We start from the raw sequence: 23292 nt of genomic DNA, 5'->3' as shown, positions 1-23292 counted from the left end.
AAGTCTTGATACTTGTGTCTTGATACTTGTGTCTTAATTAAAGTCCTAACTCTTTACTGAATCCTTGAAGTGTTTCAAGTACGTTAGAGCGAACGTTAACAAAGTTTGTAATGCCTTGTGCTTTTAAATCGTCGGCACATTTTGGTGCACCAGCAACAACAAAGATAGCTTCGCCATTGATTGCTTTAAATGCAGCAGGGGCAGCATCAACATACTCGTCGTCAGAAGAACAAAGAACAATAATATCAGCCTTAGCAGCTTTGGCAGCTTCAACGCCGGCTTCAACAGTATCAAAACCATTGTTGTCGATTGTTTTGTAACCTGCACACTCAAAGAAGTTAGCTGAGAACTGAGAACGAGCTAAACGCATATTTAAGTTACCGTAAGTAAGCATAAATACTGTTGGCGTTTTTTCTGATTTCTCAGTTGTTAAACGAAGTGCTTCAAACTCTTCAGCACCACGGAATTTAACGATAGGCTCAATAACAGTATCGCCAGAACAACATTTAGTTGTACATGAAGAAACGTTTCCTGCTACTTCAGCAACAGTTTCGTTTCCGTTAGGGAACTGGTTAGTACCTAATAAATTCTCGCGACGTGTAGCAATTGCTTTTTTGCGCTTATCAGCAACTTCAGCAACTTTTGCTTGAACAAAACCTTCTTTTAAAGCAGCAATGTATCCGCCTTTTTCTTCAACCTCAACAAATAAAGCCCAAGCTTCTTTTGCGATGTTATCAGTAAGGTTCTCGATGTAATATGAACCTGCAGAAGGGTCAACTACTTTATCGAAATGAGATTCCTCTTTCAATAATAATTGTTGGTTACGAGCAATTCTTTCAGAGAATACATCTGAATCTTTATAAATAGTATCAAATGGTTGAACAGTTAACGAATCAGCACCACCTAAAGTAGCCGACATCGCTTCTGTTTGTGTACGCAACATATTTACATATGGATCGTAAATAGTTTTGTTCCATTGTGAAGTTTCACAGTGAATAGCCATTTTTGTTGGTTCTAAACCAGCAGGCTTGTATGATTTTACGATAGTTGCCCATAACATACGTGCAGCACGTAATTTTGCAATCTCCATAAAGTAGTTACCACCAACACCAAAGTTAAATTTCATTGATGAAGCAGCATCGTTTACAGAAACACCTCTTTCAGTAAGTTGCGCTAAATACTCGCTACCCATTGAAAGTGCAAATGCTAATTCTTGTACAATTGAAGAACCTGCATTGTTGAAAAGTTTACCGTTAACAGCAATTGTTTTAAAGTTTGGTAAGTTTTTACCTGCTTCAACAACTTCTTTAGCGTGATCGAACATTTCGTCGAACGACTTGCAAGATTTACCCGATGTAGTTAAACATCCGATAGTATCAAAGTTTACTGAACCTTTAACTTTAGATAAGTCGCGGTTTGTTTTCTTAAGGTAAGCAACAACAGCTTCTAAAAGCTTTTTGCTACCATGCTTAGTAGAAAAGTTGATTTCAACATCATCAGAAATAATGTTGGCTAATACTGAACTAATCTCAGCATCAAAATCTTCAACTTTATCACAGAATGTAAATCCTAATGAAGTAATACCTTTTGTTAAAACATCTAATGCCTTTTTGTTTGCAGCAACGGCATTAACAGCTTTGATGTCCTGACGAACATACCAGTTGTTTGTTTTTTTAGTTCCTCTGATATAAGGAAATTCTCCTGGAAGACTATCAAGGTATTTTACCTCTTCTAAATCTTCAGAACGATAAAAAGGACGAACGTTAAAGCCTTCGTTTGTTCTCCAAACAAGCTTTCTTTCGAAGTCAGCCCCTTTTAAATCCGCTGTAATTTTATCCATCCACTGTTGTGTGGTAACTGGAGCAAAATCACTCAATAACGGTTTTTTAGTTTTATCTGCCATAATATAACTGTATAACTGTTTGTTTTTTCAGAGCGCAAAATTAAACCTTTTGATTGATTTTAAGAAGTAATTACCCTGAATATTACCTGTTATGTAGCATGATAATCAGATTAATAACTCATATTAAAGAAATATTTCTCCATTTGTAGGCTGTAAATGTATGGTTTGTAGGTTACTATGTTCAGCTACTAAAAAGTTATACAATTTGACCAATGGCCAATATTTGTAAATTAGATAGGATAAAAAATGGTATCTTAATGCTTCAGACTCTTTTACAAATCGCCTTAAACCTTATAAATCTTGTATATGGATAATAAGAAATCATACGAAGAGCTTGAGTTGGAATTGCTTGCTGTAAAAAATGAACTGGCAGAGGTAAAAGCGAACTGCTGCAAAGCAACTGAGGTTGAAAGATTATTAGATGAAAGGATTAAGTATTTAACTATGCTTGAGAATGTTACTGATGTTATAGGCATTATTGACATTAATGGAATTACAAAGTTTAAGAGTCATAACGTTGAAAATTTATTTGGATGGAGTAGTGACGAATTAATGAATCAGCCTGCAGTCAACAATATTCATCCAGATGATAGGGAGGGTTTAATTTCTGCGTTTCAGAGTATCATATCAGGTAACCTAAATCAGTTTACTACAGAGTTTAGATATCACAAAAAAGATGGGAAGTATACTTGGGTTGAGTTTAGTGCTGTTGATAATATAAATACGCCAAATATTAATGGCATATTGGTTAACTATCATGACATTACAGATAGGATAAAAGCTAAAGAGGACTTGCTCGAGAGTGAAGCTCGTTATAGAATGCTATTTACGAATATGGATGATAGTTCGAGTTTATATGAAGTGGTAACCGATGATAATGGGGAGCCAATTGATTATAAATTTATTGCAGTTAATCCAGCATTCGAAGCGTCTGTTGGCTATACCGATGATTATCTAAAGGGTAAGACTCTTTTAGGTGAGTTTCCGGGAACCGAAGAAGTGTGGCTTGATACGTTTAAGAAAGTTTATAAAACGGGTAAAGCTCAAAAGGTTGAAAATTATACTGATGTGTTGGATATGTACTTTGAGATTATAGCTTTTATTCCGCAAGAAGGACTATTATCGATGATAGGAGTAGATATTACAGAACGTAAGAAGAACGAAATTAGTGAATTGGAGAATAAGCGTTTACTCAAAGAGCAGAACGAAGAGTATTTGTCAATTAATGAGGAGTTAAGTGAGCGTAATGAAGAGTTCTCTATATTGAATGATCAGTATAAAATTCAAAATGAGGCATTGTATAAGGCAATGGAAAAAGCGAAGGAAAGTGATTTACTTAAGTCTACCTTTCTGCAAATTATGTCTCATGAGATTAGAACACCAATGAATGCTATTTATGGCTTTGCAGAACTGCTTTCAGAAGTAGATTCAGATATGGACATGATAAAAGACTATAGTAGCATAATTAAAAATAGTAGTGAGCAATTGCTTTCGGTTGTAAATAATGTTTTAACCATTTCATCTCTTGAAACAAAGCAAGAAGAGGTAGTTTTATCTAAGGTTAATTTAAGTACCCTATTAGAGGAACAAATTGCAATTTTTAAGATGGATACCAAGCTAAGTATTTCACTTCAGAATAGTTTAAATGGTAGTGATGTTGAATTAAATACAGATAGAACAAAACTCACACAGATCATATCAAATTTACTCTCTAATGCTATTAAATTTAGCGAGGAAGGGGAAATAAAAATGATATGTTGTTTAGAGGGTGACTTTGTTAAGTTTAGTGTCTCCGATTGTGGTATAGGAATTCATGAAGAAGAACAAGCTTTTATTTTTGAGCAATTTAGGCAGGCTAATCATAATATACAAAAGAAATATGGTGGTACCGGTTTAGGCTTAACCATCTCAAAAGCATTTGTTGAGCTATTGGGAGGACGTATATGGTTTGAATCGGACGAAGGCAAAGGAACTCAATTCTTTTTCACTCTTCCGCGATCATTATAATCCGCATCTTATTTCTGAATAAAAAAAACTCCTGATAACAACATTATTATACCAATAATGCGTGTAGGATTAATGGGTTGAACAGCAATACCAAAAAACCCAAAATGATCAATTACCGATGCTGCAATTAATTGCCCTACAATTGATGCTGCTAATACTGTGGTAACCCCAATTCTTGGAATAAAAAATATAGTTGACGAAACAAATATAGCACCCAACATACCTCCAATAAACAAATAAGAAGGCGCGGTTTTAATATGATCAAAATCAGGAATCTGTGTTTTAAAAATCAAGTTAAGACCAATTAAGCATACAGAGCCAACTAAGAAATTTACTAAGGCACCTTGTAATGGATGTTTTAAGAATGTGGTGAGATGTGTATTTATGCTTCCCTGAATAGCCAATAAACATCCAATAACTACAACAATAAATGTGAATATAAATTTCATAACGAATTAATTAATCACAAATATAAGCAATAGTATTTTTGAATACTGATTATATAGAAGCTTTGCTACCCACATAATTTGCTTGAGGTTTTGTACTTAGTTAATTGTGCTTTACACTAGCTTAACACAATATTTAAACTTTACAAAAGCTTAGTATCTAATTCATGTATAGTTGTTTGTAGTACGATAGTTTTGCTTTAATAATTGTAAGTGCATATGAAGCAGAAAAACGATTTAAAGCAACTTGATGCTGTTGTGATATCCGATACTCACTTGGGTACCCGAAGCGCAAAGGCGAAGGAGCTGTTAAACTATCTCAAATCGATTAAAACAGAAGTGCTAGTTCTTAATGGTGATATTATTGATATCTGGCAATTTAGTAAGTCTTACTTTCCTAAAACACAGCTTAAAGTAGTAAGGCAAATTATTAAAATGATGGAGGCTGGCACTCAAGTTCATTATGTAATTGGCAACCATGATGAAGCTTTAAGAAGGTTTGTAGGGGTTAAAATGGGCAACCTATCAATTGTTAATAAGGTGGTTCTTAAAATAAATGGAGCTAAAACATGGATATTTCACGGAGATGCATTTGATGTAGTAATGCATCACTCGGCATGGCTAGCAAAATTAGGAGCTACAGGGTATGCATTACTTACAATCATAAACAAGGTTGTAAATAGTTTTCTTTCACTTTTTGGTCAGCGAAGAATTTCTTTATCAAAGGATATTAAAGAGTTGGTGAAAAGTAAGCGTAACGATGTTACTTCTCGTTTTGAGAAGACGGTGGCTGGCTTAGCTATAAAAAAGCGCTATAAATATGCTATTTGCGGACATATTCATTGGCCTGCTAAAAAAAGAATTAGTAATCAAAACGGAAGTGTGATGTATTTAAATTCAGGCGACTGGGTTGAAAACATGACGGCCCTTGAGTTTGAAAATAATGATTGGCATTTAGTTTATTATAATGATTCGGCTCCATTTAATTATCATGAAGATGATAAGGTAGATGAAGTATCTGATTTATTAACCAGGTCAGATAAGGCTTTATTTAAAACGATGTTTCGAGATATTTTAAGTGAATCTTAACCATTTATTATGAAAATCCTATACGCGATACAAGGAACAGGCAATGGTCATATAGCCAGAGCTATGGAAGTTATACCTGTGTTAAAGAAGTTTGGTAAAGTTGATTTATTACTTAGCGGAAATCAATGTGATATTGATTTGCCATGGAAGGTAAAATATCGTTATCACGGGGCAAGTTTCGTTTTTGGTAAAAAAGGAGGAGTTGACCTTAAATCAACCATGAAGAATATAAATGCAGTTAATTTTATTGCTGAGGTTCTGCGAATTCCCGTGCGTGAGTACGATTTGGTTTTAAATGATTTTGAACCAGTTGTGGCTTGGGCATGTAAACTTAAAGGGAAGGAGTGTATTGGAATCTCACACCAGTCTGCTGTTTTGCATCAGAATGCACCTCAACCTAAGGTTAAAAGTTTATTTGGAAAAAACATCCTGAAATACTATGCACCAGCGCATAAGAGTTATGGGTTTCATTTTAAGGAGCTAGGAAATGGTTTTTTTACTCCTGTAATAAGAAGAGATATTAGATTTTCCACCCCTTCTGTTGAGAATCATTATACAGTATATCTTCCGGCGTATTCCGATGAGGCCATATTGGACTTCTTAACTCAATTTCCGCAAGACCATTGGCAAGTTTTCTCTAAACATAATAAGCGTGCATTTAGCTATAAGAATGTATACATTCAACCGGTTGATAAAATGGGTTTTGCTAAAAGTATGCTTTCATCTAAAGGTGTTTTGTGCAATGCAGGATTCGAGACTCCTGCAGAGGCTCTCTATTTAAAAAAGAAGCTTTGTGTTTTACCAATGTCAGGACAGTACGAGCAACAGTGCAACGCTGCCATGCTTGAATCGATGGGTATACCCACTTTTAAAACATTAAAAGAAGTAGATATTGATGTTTTTAATAACTGGCTTTTAAATGAAAAGCCTGTGGAAGTTAATTACCAGAATGATACAAACTGGATTATATCTGCTATAGTTAAGGAACATGCTCAAATACAGGAAGAAGCTGTGTTTGCAATTTAAAATTGAGATTATGCATTACAAATGCATAATCTCTGAATAATGTTATAATACTTCGTCAATTTTTTCTGTTGGTCGGGCTACTACCGCCTTGTCTCCATTAATTACAATAGGTCGCTCTATTAGTTTAGGATTCTCTGCCATGGCATGAACAAGTTCTTCGTTAGTAAGGTCCTTGCCTTTAATTTCCTTTTTATAGAAATCTTCACCTGTTCGCATTAAATCTTTAGGCTTCATATTCAACTTTTTAAGCAGTTGATTAATTTCTTCTGCATTTAGTTGCACATCAAGGTACTTTACAACCATTGGTGTGATTCCTTTTTCCTCAAGGTATTGCAGGCCTAAACGGCTTTTAGAACAGCGAGGATTATGTAATATTGTTATCATCTTATTTTAGTTATTTATAGGATTATTTACCACCAAATTCCATTAAATAGGCTTTGGTAAATATGTCGATGTCACCATCTAATACCGCCTGAACATTTGAAGTTTCGGCACCTGTGCGAACATCTTTAACCATTTTATAAGGTTGCAATACGTAAGATCTAATTTGCGAACCCCATTCTATTTTTTTCTTTTCGCTTTCTACTTTATTTTGCTCTTCCATACGTTTACGTAGTTCAAGCTCGTATAGCTGAGACTTTAAAAGGCGCATGGCATTTTCTTTGTTACCAAGCTGTGAACGCGATTCGGTATTTTCAATAATAATACCCGTTGGAGCATGGCGTAAACGAACGCCGGTTTCAACTTTATTCACATTCTGGCCACCTGCACCACCACTACGGAATGTTTCCCAAGAAATTTCTGCAGGACTTACTTCTATTTCAATTGTATCATCAATTAATGGAGATATAAAAACAGATGTAAACGAAGTCATACGCTTATTGGCCGCATTAAATGGCGATAAACGAACCAGGCGATGTACGCCATTTTCGCTTTTTAAATAACCATATGCAAAGTCCCCTTCAAACTGAAGCGTTACGGTTTTTATACCTGCATCATCGCCAGCTTGATAGTTTACTTCTTTAACCTTGTATTTATTTCTCTCGCCCCAGCGGATATACATGCGCATTAGCATTTCTGCCCAATCCTGACTTTCGGTTCCACCAGCACCAGCATTAATTTTTAATACGGCACCAAACTTATCCTCATCTCGGCGGAGCATATTCTTAAGTTCTAGGGCTTCCACGTTAATTAATAATTCGGCATACAGCTCTTCTACATCCTCTTGTGTAGCATCGCCTTCTTTCATAAATTCGAAGAGAACCTCAAGGTCTTCAATTTTAGCCACAATAGCTTCGTACTCATCTACCCAAGCTTTTATGCCTCTGAGTTTACGCATATGTATCTCAGCGGCCTTGGCATCGTCCCAAAAGTCGGGAGCTTGTGAGCGCTGTTCTTCCTCTTCAACTTCTATCTTTTTCTTATCAATGTCAAAGATACCTCCTTAACGCCAGCTGGCGCTCCGCTAAATCTTTTAGCTGTTCAATAGTTGTCATGAAATATAAATTTTATCGCAAATTTAATGTTTTGATAAAGATAGCGCCTGAATTAGTCAGTTTTTCTTATTCTAATTTTTATTTGTCGTAATTCCGTTGCAGTACTGCGATAAAAACTTAGTGGCTTTGTAATGCCCTAGCTTTTCAGCTTTAACCCAATCGGCGCAACACTGTTCTTTCATGCCCAAATTATAGTATGCAATTCCTCTATTAAATAATGCATAAATATCATCCCCATCAATATCAATGGCTATGTCATAATCAGCAATGGCGCCTAAGTAGTTTTCAATTTGCATTTTTAAGGTGCCTCTTATGGAGTATATTCCGGGTAAATAGGGGTCGAGTAAAATGGCCTTATTAATGTCCTTCAAGGCCCTGTCGTAAAAATCGAAATGTTGAAAAGTAAACCGGCCACGCTCGTAATATCCGTTGGCATACATTGGTGCTGCTGCAATTGCTTTATTAAAACAGTTTTCTGCGGTTTGTTTGTCGTTATGTAATCGCATAGCAAGTAGGCCAAATTTAATTAATGCAGGGGCATAATTCTCATGCTTTTCAATACACGCAATATAGTTGATAAAGGCTTCTTTTAAGTAATTGTTATGCCTATTGTATTCGGCATTAAAGAAATCTGTTAAAAATGTATTGGTGTTGGTACGTTTAAGCTTTTCTAAATCTAAATTTCTACCATGTTTGTTATTGTACTGCCTTCGTGATTCTGCTCTAAGCATTAAGGCTTTTCCATTAAGAGAATCTAGTTTGAGTACTCGTGAGAAATCTTTAGCAGATTCAATCCACTCTTTTTGCATAAAGTTAATAAGTGCCGAATTCATATAAACAGCCATCTGTGAGGTGGTTTGATATTGCCTAACCGGTAAATCACTGTTGTTTTTCCGCCACAAACTATCGTTTAAAATGTGGGTGCTGTAGAATAGGGTGTTGGCCTTTTTGTTATGCTTTGTAGAAATACCTATCAAATCACCTCTACTATTTATTACTGGAGCACCGCTTGATTTGTGGGTGATATTTGAAGAGGTTTCTACTAAGCGATCGATATAAGGAGCCTGGAAAACTTTAGTTACTTGACCAAAACTTAGTCCATTGTCAGCATCATTCGGATGGCACATCACTAGGGTTTCTGACTGATATGCATTTGTGTTCAGAGAAGGAACAATGTAATCAAAGCTTTTATTTTGAGAGTGAATTACCTTGATGAGGCATAAGTCTGCCATTGCATGTGTTGATATTACTTTATCTACACTGTAGGTTTTATTATTTCTGAGGGTTATAACGCCGGAGTCATTTGTTATGAATATGTGAGCTGGAACAATTGCTATTCCGCTAGGATTTATAAAGAAACCTGTTGCTGTATCGTTTCTTGAGTTGGTTTCTCCGTAGGTAATAATTGTAAATACCGCCTTTTCATACTTGTTAATTGTTTTGTACATTTTCTGAGCACTTGTAATGTTACAAATAAACAGAAGAATAAGTATGATTTTATAAATCGACATTTTAATAGAATAGGGATGAAATTTCTACTAAAATAAAAATTTTGAAAGATGACAATTCTTGTAGGAGAGAAGTTTTTTATATACACATCTATTTTAATGATGAGTTGATATAAATATTAGGGCATAAAAAAAGCTCCAACTCAAAGAGTTGAAGCTTTATAGGGTGAAAGACCGGTTTCGAACCGGCGACCTCTGGAACCACAAACCAGCGCTCTAACCAACTGAGCTACAATCACCATTCTTGCTAAAAGCGATGCAAAGATAACACTAAAAGAATTACATTTGCAAATCATTATCTAAAAAAAAACAAAGTATTTTTCACTGAAGAATATAAGTTTCAGAATTACAGATAAATATATTTGTGATTTTTATTTCATAAAATGAGTTTGATTTTAAAAAAGTAGAGAAAAATGTTTTTTCTGGTATTGTTATTTGTAGAAACAATAACTTTATTGGCGAGAAATAAGAATAGAAGAGATGAAGTTTTTTATGGAAGATACTACCTCTGCGGAGGTGGATAATATAATGGCTTTGCTTAAAAGCTATATGGATGGAGAGATTTCGCAACAGATGCGAAAAAGTGGGCTCGATTATAAATTGAACTTTGGTGTTAGTATGCATTGGTTGCGTAAAATTGCGGCCAAGTATAAAAACAAGCAAAATCTAGCCGAACGCTTATGGCATAGGGAAGCTCGTGAAACAATGATTTTAGCTACTATGATTGCTAATGTCTCACTGTTGAACTCAGAAAAGATAAAAGAATGGTTTGCCATGGTTAAAACCAATGAGTTGGCTGAACAATTTGGCGTTAATTTGTTGAGTAGATCAGACAATTATAAATCGCTTAGTCAAGAATTCATTCACAGTGATGATGTATATAAACAAGCGGCTGGCTGGTGCTCTTTATCTATATTTTTAAAAAATAGTGAATTACAAAACGTGGCATCATTAGTTAATGATGCGTTTATCAATATAAATCAGGATTATGTATTTCTGCAACGAACCAAGGGTAGATTTCTTAGGGCAGCATGTCGACATTCAAGAGATTTGCTCGATGCAATAGAAGCACAATTAAACTTGGTTAAGGACGATAAGAAACTAGCTTTTCTGGTTCAAGAACTACGTGCAGAAATTGATTTTATGCGCGAAAGTTAAAAGTAGATTTAAGGTATATGATACACGAAGATCACTTTGTGAAGTATGGAAAGCGTGTAGTGGGGAGTGATAAATGTATTGAAACACCATTTGGTACAAAAAAACTACTTTATGCTGATTGGGTTGCGAGTGGTAGATTATACCATCCCATTGAAGATGCAATTGTTAATAAAGTGGGGCCATTAGTTGCCAACACGCATTCTGAATCAAGCTACACAGGAGAAACTATATCTGGGGTTTACAAAAGCTCCAGGAGAATTATTAAAAAGCATGTTAACGCTTCTGATGATGATATTATAATAACCTCGGGTAGTGGAATGACTGAGGTTGTAAATAAGCTACAGCGTATATTAGGTTTGCGAATTCCAGAACAGGCTTTAAAGTACATCTCAATTAAACCCGAAGAACGTCCGGTTGTATTTGTAACTCACATGGAGCATCATTCTAACCATACCTCGTGGCTTGAAACAATTGCGGATGTTGTGGTAATTAAACCCAATAAAGATTTATTAGTAGATGTTAATTCCCTAAAATTAGAACTCAAAAAATATGAAAGCCGGAACGTTAAGATAGGTTCATTTTCTGCATGTTCTAATGTCACAGGTATTGAAGTACCCTATCATGAGCTTTCAAAAATAATGCATCAACATGGAGGTTTGTGTTTTGTGGATTTTGCCGCCTCAGCACCTTACGTAGAAATTAATATGCACCCATGTGATCCGGAGATGTATTTAGATGCCATTTTTTTCTCACCGCATAAATTTATTGGAGGACCAGGTAGTTGTGGCGTTCTTATTTTCAATAAATCAATATATAATAATGTGGCTCCTGATACCTCTGGGGGAGGCACTGTTAATTGGACCAATAGGTGGGGGAAATATCATTATGTTGAGGATATTGAAACTAAGGAGGATGCTGGGACTCCAGGTTTTTTGCAGTCCATAAAAGCAGCAATGGCCATCAGGCTAAAGGAAGAAATGAACGTGGTTAAAATGGCCGAACGAGAATCCCAAATGGTATCCTTCGTTTTAAATGAGTTACGAAAAGTTGAAAACATTACCATTTTAGCCAACAATGTTGATGAGCGTTTAGGTATTATTTCTTTTTATATTGAGGATGCACATTTTAATTTAGTGGTTCGCCTATTAAGCGATTATTACGGTATTCAGGTGCGTGGAGGGTGTTCGTGCGCAGGAACATATGGGCATTATTTATTGCATGTTGATTCCCAAACTTCACATAAAATTACTTCTAAAATAGATAGAGGAGATTTCTCAGAAAAACCAGGTTGGGTTCGGATTTCCTTGCATCCAGTTATGAGTAAAGAAGAGATTACTTATATTATTGAGAGTATTACGTTTATATCTAATAATTGGAGGGATATGCAAAAGGATTATAACTATAGCCCGGCTAAAAATGAATATTATCATAAATATGCGAAAGAAACGAGTATTAATGAATATGATTCTTGGTTAGATACTAGGGAAGCATTGTTTGTAAATTAAGATTTTCTAGTACTGTTTTTAATTAGTTTAATGGATTATGATAATAGGTAGATAGTGGTTTAGAGCTTGCGCATTTGTGTATATGTCGCTCAGTATCAACAAAATTATTATTAAAAAAATAAACTAAAAGGTAGTTTTTTTCTACATAATGTAATAAATTGTTAGTCAGTTGATTTCTAGAACAATCAGATTCTAAAGTCAAAAGTAACTCTAACTCTATATCTATACATTATGAGACTAAACTTTTTAACTCTATTGTTTCTATCATTATGTTTATTTTCTTTTAGCCAATCGCCAAACTTTAGTACCGATTTAATAAATAATACAAATTGTGGACCTTCCACAGTTACATTTTCCATCGATAATCCTGTTGAAGGATCTACTTACCGTTGGGACTTTGGTAACGGTGAGCCAATTATTTCAGGCACCATTAGTGCAAGTGATGATGGAACTGCATCAACTACTTATTTAGAGGCTGGAATATTCTCAGCTCAACTAACCATTAATGAATCTCAATCCTCCGTTCAGGTTATTACTATTTACGCCATACCAGAGCCTGAATTTACTGTAATTGATGGGACAGGATGTTTAGCAAATAAAAAAGAAGTTACATTTAAGTATACTGGTGAGGTTCCTGAACATGGGGCTGATATATCTACATGGGAATGGAATTTTGGAGATGGTTCAGATGATGTACTTCTTACAGGAAGCGGAGATACAAGTTATGAGTATTATGAATATGGAACTTATAACGTATTAGTTGAGGTTGTTGATGGGAATGGGTGTAAGGCTTCTTATTTCGAGCCTAATGCGGTGCAGATATATTCAACACCAGTTGCTGATTTTGATATTTATTACGATGCTTCATGTATCTTTCCGCTTGAATTAGAGTTAACTGACACATCCACCGATGGACAAAATAGCATCAGTCAATATCAGTGGAATATAGATAAACAAGGGGAAGGAACTATTGCTCAAAGTACAAATCAAAATCCAAAGATCGAATTACCCTCGGGAGGAACATACGATATTACCCTTGCAATATCAACATCGCCAGGGCAATGTAACGATCAAATTTTTAAACAGGTCTCCTTCGAAGAGAATGTCGTATCCTTTTTACCCAATACAACGCAAACGATCTGTCAAGGTCAAGTAATATCTTTTACAGATACCTCTTTAGATGGAAATGGTGATGAGCCAGTCTCTTATTTTTGGGATTTTGGAGATGGAACTACCAGTGAAGAAAAGAATCCGGATCATACCTTCTTAGATGCTACTCTAAGTCCTTATTCTGTAACCTTAGTGGTAACATTTAGCAATGGATGCCAATCGAGTAAAACCATAGATGAACTTGTAATTGTAAATGAGGCTACGACTCCAATTATAGATGTTGATATTGATCAAAGTTGTGAAAATTTTGAAGCTACCATAACTGCAACTCCTGGTGCTTCTGAATATAAATGGGATTTTGATTATGATGGCATTACGCCCAATTTTACACAAACAACAACTTCAAATGTAGTAAGCCATATTTATACCGAAGAAAAAGATTCAATTGTTATATACCTAGAGGTTTTAACAGCTGATGGCTGTATACTTCATAATACCTATTCCTATATCGATGTTATTTACCCTCATGCAAATTTTGAAGTAACAACAGGCATAAATGGTTGCTTTTCTGCCACTGCAAGCTTCGATGCTTCGGCATCAGTAAATACAATGCCAGAAGGAAATAATGCTATAGTTAAGTATAGTTGGGATTTTGAAAACGATGGGGTTTTTGATGAAGAAACGAGTTCTCCTATTACCTCAAAAGAATATGGAGACGAAGGCGAATATTCAGTGCTTTTGCGCATTGAAACTGCAACAGGCTGTACTGATGATACCATTATTGTAGCAGCTGTGAAGCGTGGTTATCCACCAATTGCATCATTTACAATAAATCAGCCGAGTACTTGCCGGATTTCGGCAGTAGAGTTCACAAGCACAAGTATACCTAATAATGATGGAGAAGCTGAAATAGATAGTTTAATTTGGAATTTCGGAGATGGCACAAGTATCTCGGGTAATCCAATTACTAATCCGAATTTACTCAATCCAAGCCATGTGTATTCTGATGATACGGAAGATAATAATACTCCTTTCACGGTGTCCTTAATCGCCTTCAGTAATGGTTGCGAGTCTGATGTTGCTACTGAGTTGGTTGAAATAACTTATCCTATTTCTCGTTTCGAGATAGTTGAAAATGAGAATTGTTTATTTCTAGGAGAGATATCATTTGTAGCATTCGATCCAGATGACCCTTCTCGGTTGAGCGAAGGTGTTGATTCCTATAGGTGGGAGTTGGGGGATGGTACTTATTACCCTGGGCCTACTGCCAATGATTGGGCAAGTGGAAGCGATCCTTCAATTACGCACCGCTATATTGAGGTTGGATTTTTTAGACCTACTCTTTATGTTAGAAATGCAGCAAGTAATTGCGAGGATGCTTCTAATAACTCATTACAAGTTCTTGTTGGTGCACCAAATTTTGAGGCTGATAAAACACAAATATGTCATAGTACAGTTTCTGATAAAGTCACCTTTACTAATTTATCATCATCAACATCGCCTTACACAATCTACAATTGGGATTTTGGCGAAGGAGCTGTACCGCGTGAATTTACGGGATCTCATCCACCTGCAGTTTTGTATACCACAACAGGTTTAAAAACAGTGAGCTTAACCTTAAGCGAAGGCCTTGGGTGTTTTCAGGATAAAATAAACGTAGATTATATTGATGTAAGAGGCCCTGTAACAGATTTTATTTGGCAATCCGATAATAGTAACAATTCGGTACAATGTTTAGAACCAACTCAGAATGTTACTTATACTAGTACTACGGGAAATACACCTAATGTAAATACGAATGTTTTATACGAATGGAATTTTGGATCCGGTGCAAAACCGGCATCTTTAATTAGAAATAATGAAGTGCCAATTGTAGTTAACTACACTACGAGTGGAGAAAAAACAATTAGCCTTAAGGTAACCGATAACGAGGGTTGTGTAAATGATACTGTTATGGAATCCCTAATAAGTGTCCCTAACCCTATTGCCAAGTTTTCGGTTGCAGCACAAGCTAATTTCTGTATTAACGAAGAAATTGAGTTTGTAGATGAATCAAGCGAATCTTCTAATTTTTCTATAACAAATTGGTTTTGGGAGTTTGGCGAAGATGCTTCAACCGAAAGTTTTACAGGACAGAATCCACCTTTAATATCCTATCCTACTAAGGGAGATAAAACCATATCTCTCACCATAACCAATAATACGGGTTGTACCAATACCATTACAAAAACCATTGGAATATACCAGGCTAATGCATCGTTCACAGTTCCATCCGAAAATGGGTGTGCACCTGTAAATATTACTTTCACGGATACATCAGTTGATATTGTGGAGTGGTTTTGGGAGTTTAACGATGGTTTCGGATCTACCTCTAACAAGCAAAACCCATCACAGTTATTTTTGTATCCAGGTGTATATGATGTTAGCCTGACCACAACAAGTAAAGGAGGATGTAAGGCAACCGAGAATATTCCCGCAGCCTTATCTGTGGAGGGTTCATATTACGATGATTTTACAGTAGATATCGATCCCAACAACTGTTTAGAAAGTCCTGATAACCCAGAAGCTACATTTACAATAAAAGGCTTAGTCGATGTAAAGTATCTTACTTTAGATTTTGGTGATGGAAGTGCGGCATATACACATACATTTGCTGATGGAGGTAATACAGATAGCCATATTATTACTCATGATTATGAAAGGCTTGGTGAATATCAACCTAAGTTAACACTTGAGGATACTCCAGGGCCTGAGTCCTGCGGGCCGTTTGTTTATATTCCAGATATAGATCCAATTATTATTAGTGAAAAGCCAATTCCTAGCATCGAAACGAGTGTTGATGATGAAATAGGCTGTCAGGATAAGAAGATTAATTTTATTGATGCCACAGCAAAATCAGGAGGTATTGTTGATGATCGCTTCGAGATTGTGGAATGGTTGTGGGAATTTGGAGATGTTGATAACTCTACTTCTACAGAGCAAAATCCTTCGTTTACCTACACACAATCTGGAATGTATACGGTAAGTATGACGGTAACAACAGCAATTGGTTGTCAATCGTCTACATCTATTGAAATTGAAATAACAGATCCAATTTCTGACAATACATTAGGCGGAGACTTTGATATGTGTGATTTAACCCCTCTGTTATTAGATGGAGCTACTCCGACCGGGGGTGTTGTTGGCGAATATGTATTTCACTGGCAAGAAAGTACAGATGGTTCAAATTGGAATGCTGCGCCTGGCGATAATAACCTAGAAGATTATCAAATAGAAAGTAAAGGCAATAGTACGCAGATCGAATTATTCTATCGCAGAAAAGTTCAGTCGGGCAATTGCGTTTTATTCTCACCAAACTTTAATGTAACTATAGATCCTACAACTATTCCGGGTCAATTAGAAGCGGATAGAGTAGAGTGTTATAACGATAATAATAATATATTAACATTGAGTGATTATGTTGGAAGTATTAAGGAGTGGCAATTTTCAAATACTGCAGATTTTACTACTTACACAACAGTGGCAGAAACTTCCCATGAATTAGTATACACCAATCTTACAGAAACTACCTATTATAGAGTATTGGTGCAAAGTGGTATTTGTAGCGAGGCTTTTTCTAATGTTGTAAAGATTGAGGTGACTCCCGAAATAGGAGGTAATAATATTGGAGAAGATCAGGATATTTGTTCCGATGTGCAAGCAGCTATTCTTACAGCCTCATCACCTACAGGCGGAGAGGGTAATTTTACTTATCAGTGGCAAAGTAGTTCTGATAATATCGATTTTTTAGATATTGATGGCGCCACCCAAGAAACTTATCAACCAGGCTTATTGAGCGAAACTACTTATTTCCGTAGAGTTGTGATGTCTAACGATTACTGTCAAGATTATAGCGAGAGCCTTATGATTTTCGTTAGATTGGCACCTAATGTTGACTTAACGGTTATTACCAGCTCAACCTGTGAAAATGCCGATGGAACCATAATAATAGAAAATTCTGAATTAGGAATATCTTATTTCATTCTGGATATTGATAATGGCAATGCAGAGGTAGCAAGTGCTAATGGCACAGGTAGCGATTTAGAAATAACTATTCCAAACAATCTTCTACCAGATGCAGGGGATCAATTTAATTTTCTAATACGTGCGAATAATGAAGGTTTGTGTGAGAGAGATTTTCCTCCTAACTCCTTTGTAATGGACCAACTTCCTATTGTTGATTTAAACATTAGCGATGAGGGAAATATCTGCCAAGGTTCAGATGCTATTGTTACAATTGAAGCAAGCCAACTGGGATATACCTATTCGGTTTTAGATATTAACAATTCAAATAAAGTGGTTGCTTCATCGCTAAGTCCAGGTGGAGATTTAGAAATCACTATACCATCGTCAGAGATGGCAGAAAGTGGACTGTTCGAATACAGCGTTGCAGTTACAAACGGTGCTTGTGAAGAAATAATGAATCAAGGAGGCGCATTTATAATAATTCCAACTCCATCCAATGCATTGGAAGTTTCTGATCCTAATGTATGTATCGAAGCTTCACCACCAAGTACAAGTATAGTTATCACTTCAAGTGAAAATGATGTTAAATACCAATTACGATTAGATAGTGATAATTCCCCTGTGGGTAATCCTATTATTGGCGATGGAGGAGATATTTCCATATCTATCACTACTCCTTTAACAACTACGGTATACAATGTTTTAGCAGTATCCGAAATTCAAAAAGGGGATAACTCATATTGCGATGGTGTTGAATTATTAGATAAGGTATTTCTTACCATTGTAGCATTACCTTCTGATGCCAATGAAGTTACAGATCCTATTGTTTGCGCTGGGGCGGAAGCAAATATTCTTGTGAGAGATTCAGAAATAGATGTGAGTTATACTATGCGTCAGAATGGTACCGATATTCAAACCATATTAGGAAATGGTTCTGATATACAATTCTCTACAATACCAACTCCACAGGTGGATACGCAGTACGAAATATTTGCTCAATCCACATTAAACAATGGTTTATGTACAGAAGTTAAGTTGGTTGATGTAGCAGATGTAACGATTATTCAAGAACCAGCTATTGATGCAAGCGTATCTGATGCTGATGTTTGCGAAGGACATGGAGATGTTAGCATTACGGTTACTCCAACAAGTACGTTGGTTAATTACGAACTAAGAGAAAAAGGTGGCAGTTACACTCAGAAACTCGCAGGAACAGGAAACGATCTTAATTTTATTGTTCCAGAACCGACAGTGAGTATTGAATATGAAGTGTATGCTACGCCAATAGAGTTAAACTCCGATGGAGATAGTTGTAATGTGCTCAAGTTAACAGATACAGCTATCATAGGCTTTGCACCAACTCCAGACAATACCTTAAGTGTTAACGGTGATGTTATATGTATCGGTAGCGCTGGAGTAATTTCGATTGACGCTTCTGAGCTAGATGTTATTTATCAATTGCGAGAGAATGTGAGTAAAACCAATGTGGGTACTCCTGTTGAAGGTACAGGAGGCGCAATTTTGTTTGATCCTATTAATGCATTGCTTACAACAAGTTACGAGGTCGTTGCTTCAAGTGCAATTCTTACGTGCTCTGATGTGATACTCGATAATCATCCTGATATAGAAGTGATTTCTGAACCGAATTTAGGTTTGGGCGTATCGGCTAATCCACTTGTTGTATGTAGTGGTAATTCATCTAACATAACAGTTTCTTCAACTGAATTAGGAGTTCGTTATCAGCTAGTTGGTAATGGTAGTCCTATTGAAGGACAGATGTTTGATGGCAATAACCTCGACCAAGTTTTTGCAGTAAGTCCATTGGAAATAACAACTTATACCATATTGGCAACACCTATTCAGTTAGATGAAACAGGTGCATCTTGTGCGGACGCAGAGTTATCGAATCAAGTAACTATTGATGTTGAAGGGCCAATAACAATTATTCAGCAGCCTTTCGATGCCTATGCTTGTAATACAGAGACTGCCTCATTTAATGTAATTGCAGAAAACCAGAATAATGGGACTTTACTGTATCAGTGGCAATTGGGAGGAGTAGATTTGGTAGATGCTGAAGATGAAATATCAGGGGCTACAACTGCGAATCTAACAATTCTAGATTTATCAAAATTTAGAGAGAGATATCCATTATTTGAATTCGCTAGAGACGGTACTCAATTTAATGTGAATATCTCCACAGCAGAGTGTTCTCAAGTAGTCTCTGACGATGCCTATATACATGTTTCTAGTCCTCCAAATGGCGATAACTTTATAATAAGTGCGGATAATATATGTATTGGAAATAATTTGATTGTAAACTTCACAAGCGAACTCGAATTAAATGCTATTGCCGGTTTTAGAGATTACAGGCTGACCTACGATTTGTTTGGTTCAAATGTAGCTAGTGATAACGAAGTTGTTACTCGTTTAGTTAATGCCGATGGATCAGGTTCTTTTGTTATACCAGCATCTGAATTAGTGAATGAGGGATCTACAGGAATTACTGTTACCAAAATAGATTTTGCATCGAGCCATAATTGTGCTGTAGAAGGCTTATCATCCTCAGATCTCTTCGATGTTGAGACGGTGCCTGATGTATCAGATGTTAATGCAATAATAGATAATATCTGTATTGGCAACGCTGCACAAGTTGAGGTAACAAGTACATCCTTGCTCAATGGAACTTACAATGTTACCTATGCCTTAAGTGGTGCAAATAGTGCGGCATCATTAATCAGCTCAATGCAATTTGAAAATGGTATTGGAGCTTTCGAAATTTCAGAAGCATCTCTAATAAATGCCGGAGTAACAGTTGTTGATATAACAAATATTAGCGGCTTAATTGGAGAAGAGTGTGAAGCCATAGTTAGTGCCTTGCAAATTAATTTTGAAGTGGAGCCAGAACCAAATACAACAGGTTTATCAGCTTCGGCAAATAATATTTGTTTTGGTAATGTTGCAGAAGTAAAAATTTCTGGTGCTTTATCGGATGGAACTTATACGTTTAGCTATAACCTAAGTGGTGCAAATAATTCAGAGAATCATCTTGTTGAAGTAAACTTTGCGAATGGCGATGGTAGTGCTCAATTTACGATACCTGCCGAATATCTATCCACTTATGGTAGCATGAATATTGAGATTATTGAAGTGGCCAATGCCAGCGGTCAACAATGTAAAGTTGATATGCTATCGGTGGATGCTGATTTTGATATTGAAGAAGTGCCAAACGTTGGTGAGTTGTCAATTATAATTGACGATGTTTGTGAGGAAGAAGATGTTGTAGTTCAATTAATAAGTAATCTGAAAGATGGCAATTATCAAATTAACTATCAGATTAACGGAGCAAACAATATTTATTTACTTTCTGAGGATATTAATTTCACAACAGGCGATGGTAATGCAGATTTTATAATTTCGGGAAGCATATTTGCCGAAACGGGATTAAATACGCTAACAATTACCTCAGTAGTAGATTTAAATTCAAGCCAATTATGTGCCTCAAGGGTAATCGCTCAAGAAAACTTTACAATTGAGCCAACTCCTAATACTGATGCAATGGCAATTCAGGCAACGAACACTTGTCTATTGTCTTCATCAAGGGTTACTATTAATAGTTCACTCAGCGAAGGAGTTTATCAATTCGGATATGAGATTATTACAGCGACTAAAAGAAAAACTTTATCTAACTTAATTAGTATTGCAAGTGATGGAACGGGTTACTTTATTATCCCAGGTTACGATTTGGATGAGGCTGGATTACACACCATTTCTATTTCAGAAGTTAGACGAACTAATCAATTATCGTGTACTCAGTTGGGGATAAATATCAGTGCTGATTTTATGGTAGAAGACCTCCCGAATACAACCACGCTCACTATTGATGTTGATGATACCTGTTTTAACAGCGATGTTGATGTAGATATTGTGAGTTCGTTGCAAGATGGCTTGTATGAAATTACCTATGAGCTTATCGGAAGTAACCAAAGCCTGCCAATTGTTGAAGAGATGAGCTTTGTTGGTGGCTTGGGTAATTTCAATATTGATTCCGATAGGTTTGCCAATACAGGTGCAACCATTGTACATGTATTCGGGGTACAATCGTTAGATGGTGAACAGTGCGAAGGTCAGGAAATGATTTCTGCCAAAGGTGAATTACTCATAACACCTCTCCCTGTAACAGAAGGCCTCAAGGTATACGCTTTTGATGCTTGTGAAGGGAATGATGTTGTTGTGGATGTAGTAAGTAACTTAGTTGATGGTGCTTATGAAATTACCTATTATACAACTGGTAAAAATATATCTGTTCATCAAATAGCAAATGTTGATATCACTTCAGGAGATGGTAACTTTGAGTTTTATATTCCTTCAGATGTGGTTCCTAATGTTGGAGTCAGCACTATATGGATTACGAAAATTAAATTTACCACCGGCACAGAATGTAGCAAGCTACTAGAGGCACGAAGTAATTTTGCCATTTCTAAAGTTCCTGATATTTCTGGATTTACCATTGCAACTGAAGATATTTGCCATGGTCAAGATCAGATAATAGAGGTTAATAGTCAGCTAGAAGACGGTGTTTATAATCTTACTTTAGATATCACAGGCGTTAACCTATTGGTAAATTATTCAGCAGAACTCGTAATTAATACTGGCGATGGTAGCGGAGAAATACTAATTCCTAAGGAATATCTATTGAATGATGGAATCAATAACATTTCTGTAAAAGAAATTTCAGATACAAAGGGAGCGCTTTGTAGTTCACCTATAGTGAATGTTGGAAGTCAGTTTAATATAGAGACTATTCCAATAGTTGACGGTTTGCAAATGGCTATTGAAGCTACTTGTTTAGGATTAGATGGTAAAGTTAGCTTGAGTGGTAATTTAGAACGCAAGTCTTATCTGCTAACTTATAATTTATCTGGAGCAAATACAGTAACAGGTCAAACTGTCGAAGTAAACATCGAGTCTGATTTTGGATCGGGAGCATTTATCATTCCGGCAGAATTAATAACAAACGCTGGTCTTACTTATATCACAATTACAGATGTTGCCAATATAGAAGGTTTGGCTTGTAATGTGCCAGTTGTATTAGTCGACGACTTCCTTGTGGTATCTATTGGGGGTTCTTTTGATGGTGTGATGATTACAAGGGACATGTGTTTAGGTGATGATGCTTCTGTTGAGATTGAAACAAGTTTACCTAATGGTGATTATGAAATAAAGTATAACCTAGAAGGAGCCAATCAGACTGTTGGATTATCGACTATAATCAGAGTCTTTAATGGTAGGTCTGATTTTGTTGTTACTAGCAACGATATACAATCGAGCGGTCAGCAAATAATTGTAATAACTGAAATCACTTATATTGGCGTTAATCGATGTAATGCTGCAGGTTTCGAAATAGAAAGTTCGTTTAATATTGAAGGACCTATTTCAATTATTGAGCAACCTATACCCGATAATCAATGTGCCAACGAACCAGTTACGTTTAATGCAGGAGCAGTTAATGACGGGCTCGGTGATCTGCAGTTCCAATGGCAAGTTTCAAGTGATGATGGCACTTCTTTCCTAGATATCAATAATCAGGAAGGATACTCTGGTACAGATACAGAAACCCTAAGCATTGCTAACAACAGCAACTTTAACAACAGAATGTATAGAATGCTTGCTTACACTACAGAATGTAATTCTGTAGAGAGTGATGCAGTTAGGTTAGTTGTTTTAACTGGATCTCAGTGTGGAGAAGGCCTAGAAAATCTACCTAATGCGTTTACCCCTAATGGTGATGGAGTTAATGATTTCTGGTTTATCGAAGGAGCTGAAAACTACCCAAGTAATAAAGTTCAAGTATTTAACCGTTCCGGAGGATTACTATACGAGGTTCAGGGGTATAATAATCAGGATGTAAGGTTCGACGGCAAATCCAATAAAGGGTCATCAAAAGTAATGCCTGATGGGACTTACTTCTACATTATTAACCTTGGTGATGGTAGTGATATTTTAAAGGGCTATTTAATTATAAACCGCTAACTGTATCTA

11 protein-coding genes and 1 tRNA gene are annotated in these 23292 nt (G+C 36.1%); 6 read left to right on the top strand and 6 right to left on the bottom strand.

Annotated features, from left to right (window positions below):
* Positions 1–37: 37 nt before the first annotated feature.
* Positions 38–1903 (bottom strand): methylmalonyl-CoA mutase small subunit, encoded by a 1866-nt coding sequence (gene mutA / locus QMO11_RS03575; protein ID WP_282036064.1) that lies wholly within the window; start codon positions 1901–1903, stop codon positions 38–40.
* 306 nt (positions 1904–2209) lie between these two features.
* On the opposite strand from mutA, the gene QMO11_RS03570 reads away from it, so the two are divergent.
* Complete coding sequence (locus QMO11_RS03570) at positions 2210–3910, top strand: sensor histidine kinase (RefSeq protein ID WP_282036063.1); 1701 nt, start codon at positions 2210–2212, stop codon at positions 3908–3910.
* A gap of 8 nt (positions 3911–3918) precedes the next feature.
* Here QMO11_RS03570 and QMO11_RS03565 read toward each other — a convergent pair whose 3' ends face one another.
* Complete coding sequence (locus QMO11_RS03565; protein ID WP_282036062.1) at positions 3919–4359, bottom strand: DMT family transporter; 441 nt, start codon at positions 4357–4359, stop codon at positions 3919–3921.
* Positions 4360–4575: 216 nt separating this feature from the next.
* Between QMO11_RS03565 and QMO11_RS03560 the strand changes: the two genes are divergently transcribed.
* Together QMO11_RS03560 and QMO11_RS03555 are read left to right on the top strand one after the other, a co-directional pair.
* Positions 4576–5445: a UDP-2,3-diacylglucosamine diphosphatase gene (locus QMO11_RS03560; protein WP_282036061.1), complete on the top strand. Its 870-nt coding sequence runs from the start codon at positions 4576–4578 to the stop codon at positions 5443–5445.
* Positions 5446–5454: 9 nt separating this feature from the next.
* Positions 5455–6471, top strand: coding sequence for a glycosyltransferase family protein (locus QMO11_RS03555; RefSeq protein WP_282036060.1), 1017 nt, complete (start codon positions 5455–5457; stop codon positions 6469–6471).
* Positions 6472–6513: 42 nt separating this feature from the next.
* Here QMO11_RS03555 and arsC read toward each other — a convergent pair whose 3' ends face one another.
* From arsC to QMO11_RS03535, 4 genes are all read right to left on the bottom strand, one after another.
* Positions 6514–6855, bottom strand: coding sequence for an arsenate reductase (glutaredoxin) (gene arsC / locus QMO11_RS03550; RefSeq protein ID WP_282036059.1), 342 nt, complete (start codon positions 6853–6855; stop codon positions 6514–6516).
* A gap of 22 nt (positions 6856–6877) precedes the next feature.
* Positions 6878–7967, bottom strand: a protein-coding gene (gene prfB / locus QMO11_RS03545; RefSeq protein WP_282036058.1) for a peptide chain release factor 2 whose coding sequence is annotated in 2 segments (ribosomal slippage) — positions 6878–7903 and positions 7905–7967 — 1089 coding nt in all. Because the reading frame shifts where the segments join, the coding sequence is not laid out codon by codon here.
* 71 nt (positions 7968–8038) lie between these two features.
* Positions 8039–9415, bottom strand: coding sequence for a tetratricopeptide repeat-containing S1 family peptidase (locus tag QMO11_RS03540; protein WP_282036057.1), 1377 nt, complete (start codon positions 9413–9415; stop codon positions 8039–8041).
* Positions 9416–9639: 224 nt separating this feature from the next.
* Positions 9640–9715 (bottom strand) — tRNA-His (locus QMO11_RS03535).
* A gap of 240 nt (positions 9716–9955) precedes the next feature.
* On the opposite strand from QMO11_RS03535, the gene QMO11_RS03530 reads away from it, so the two are divergent.
* The 3 genes from QMO11_RS03530 to QMO11_RS03520 all read left to right on the top strand — a co-directional run bounded on the left by QMO11_RS03530 (position 9956) and on the right by QMO11_RS03520 (position 23283).
* Positions 9956–10633, top strand: coding sequence for a DNA alkylation repair protein (locus QMO11_RS03530; RefSeq protein ID WP_282036056.1), 678 nt, complete (start codon positions 9956–9958; stop codon positions 10631–10633).
* 17 nt (positions 10634–10650) lie between these two features.
* Positions 10651–12138: an aminotransferase class V-fold PLP-dependent enzyme gene (locus tag QMO11_RS03525; RefSeq protein ID WP_282036055.1), complete on the top strand. Its 1488-nt coding sequence runs from the start codon at positions 10651–10653 to the stop codon at positions 12136–12138.
* Between the two features lie 231 nt (positions 12139–12369).
* Positions 12370–23283, top strand: coding sequence for a PKD domain-containing protein (locus QMO11_RS03520; RefSeq protein WP_282036054.1), 10914 nt, complete (start codon positions 12370–12372; stop codon positions 23281–23283).
* Positions 23284–23292: the final 9 nt, after the last annotated feature.

It is taken from the genome of Saccharicrinis aurantiacus, from assembly GCF_947489045.1.
GTDB classification, from domain to species: Bacteria; Bacteroidota; Bacteroidia; order Bacteroidales; family Marinilabiliaceae; genus Saccharicrinis; species Saccharicrinis aurantiacus.
Note: the sequence above shows the minus strand (reverse complement) of the source record. Positions and strands in the feature narration are given on the sequence as shown.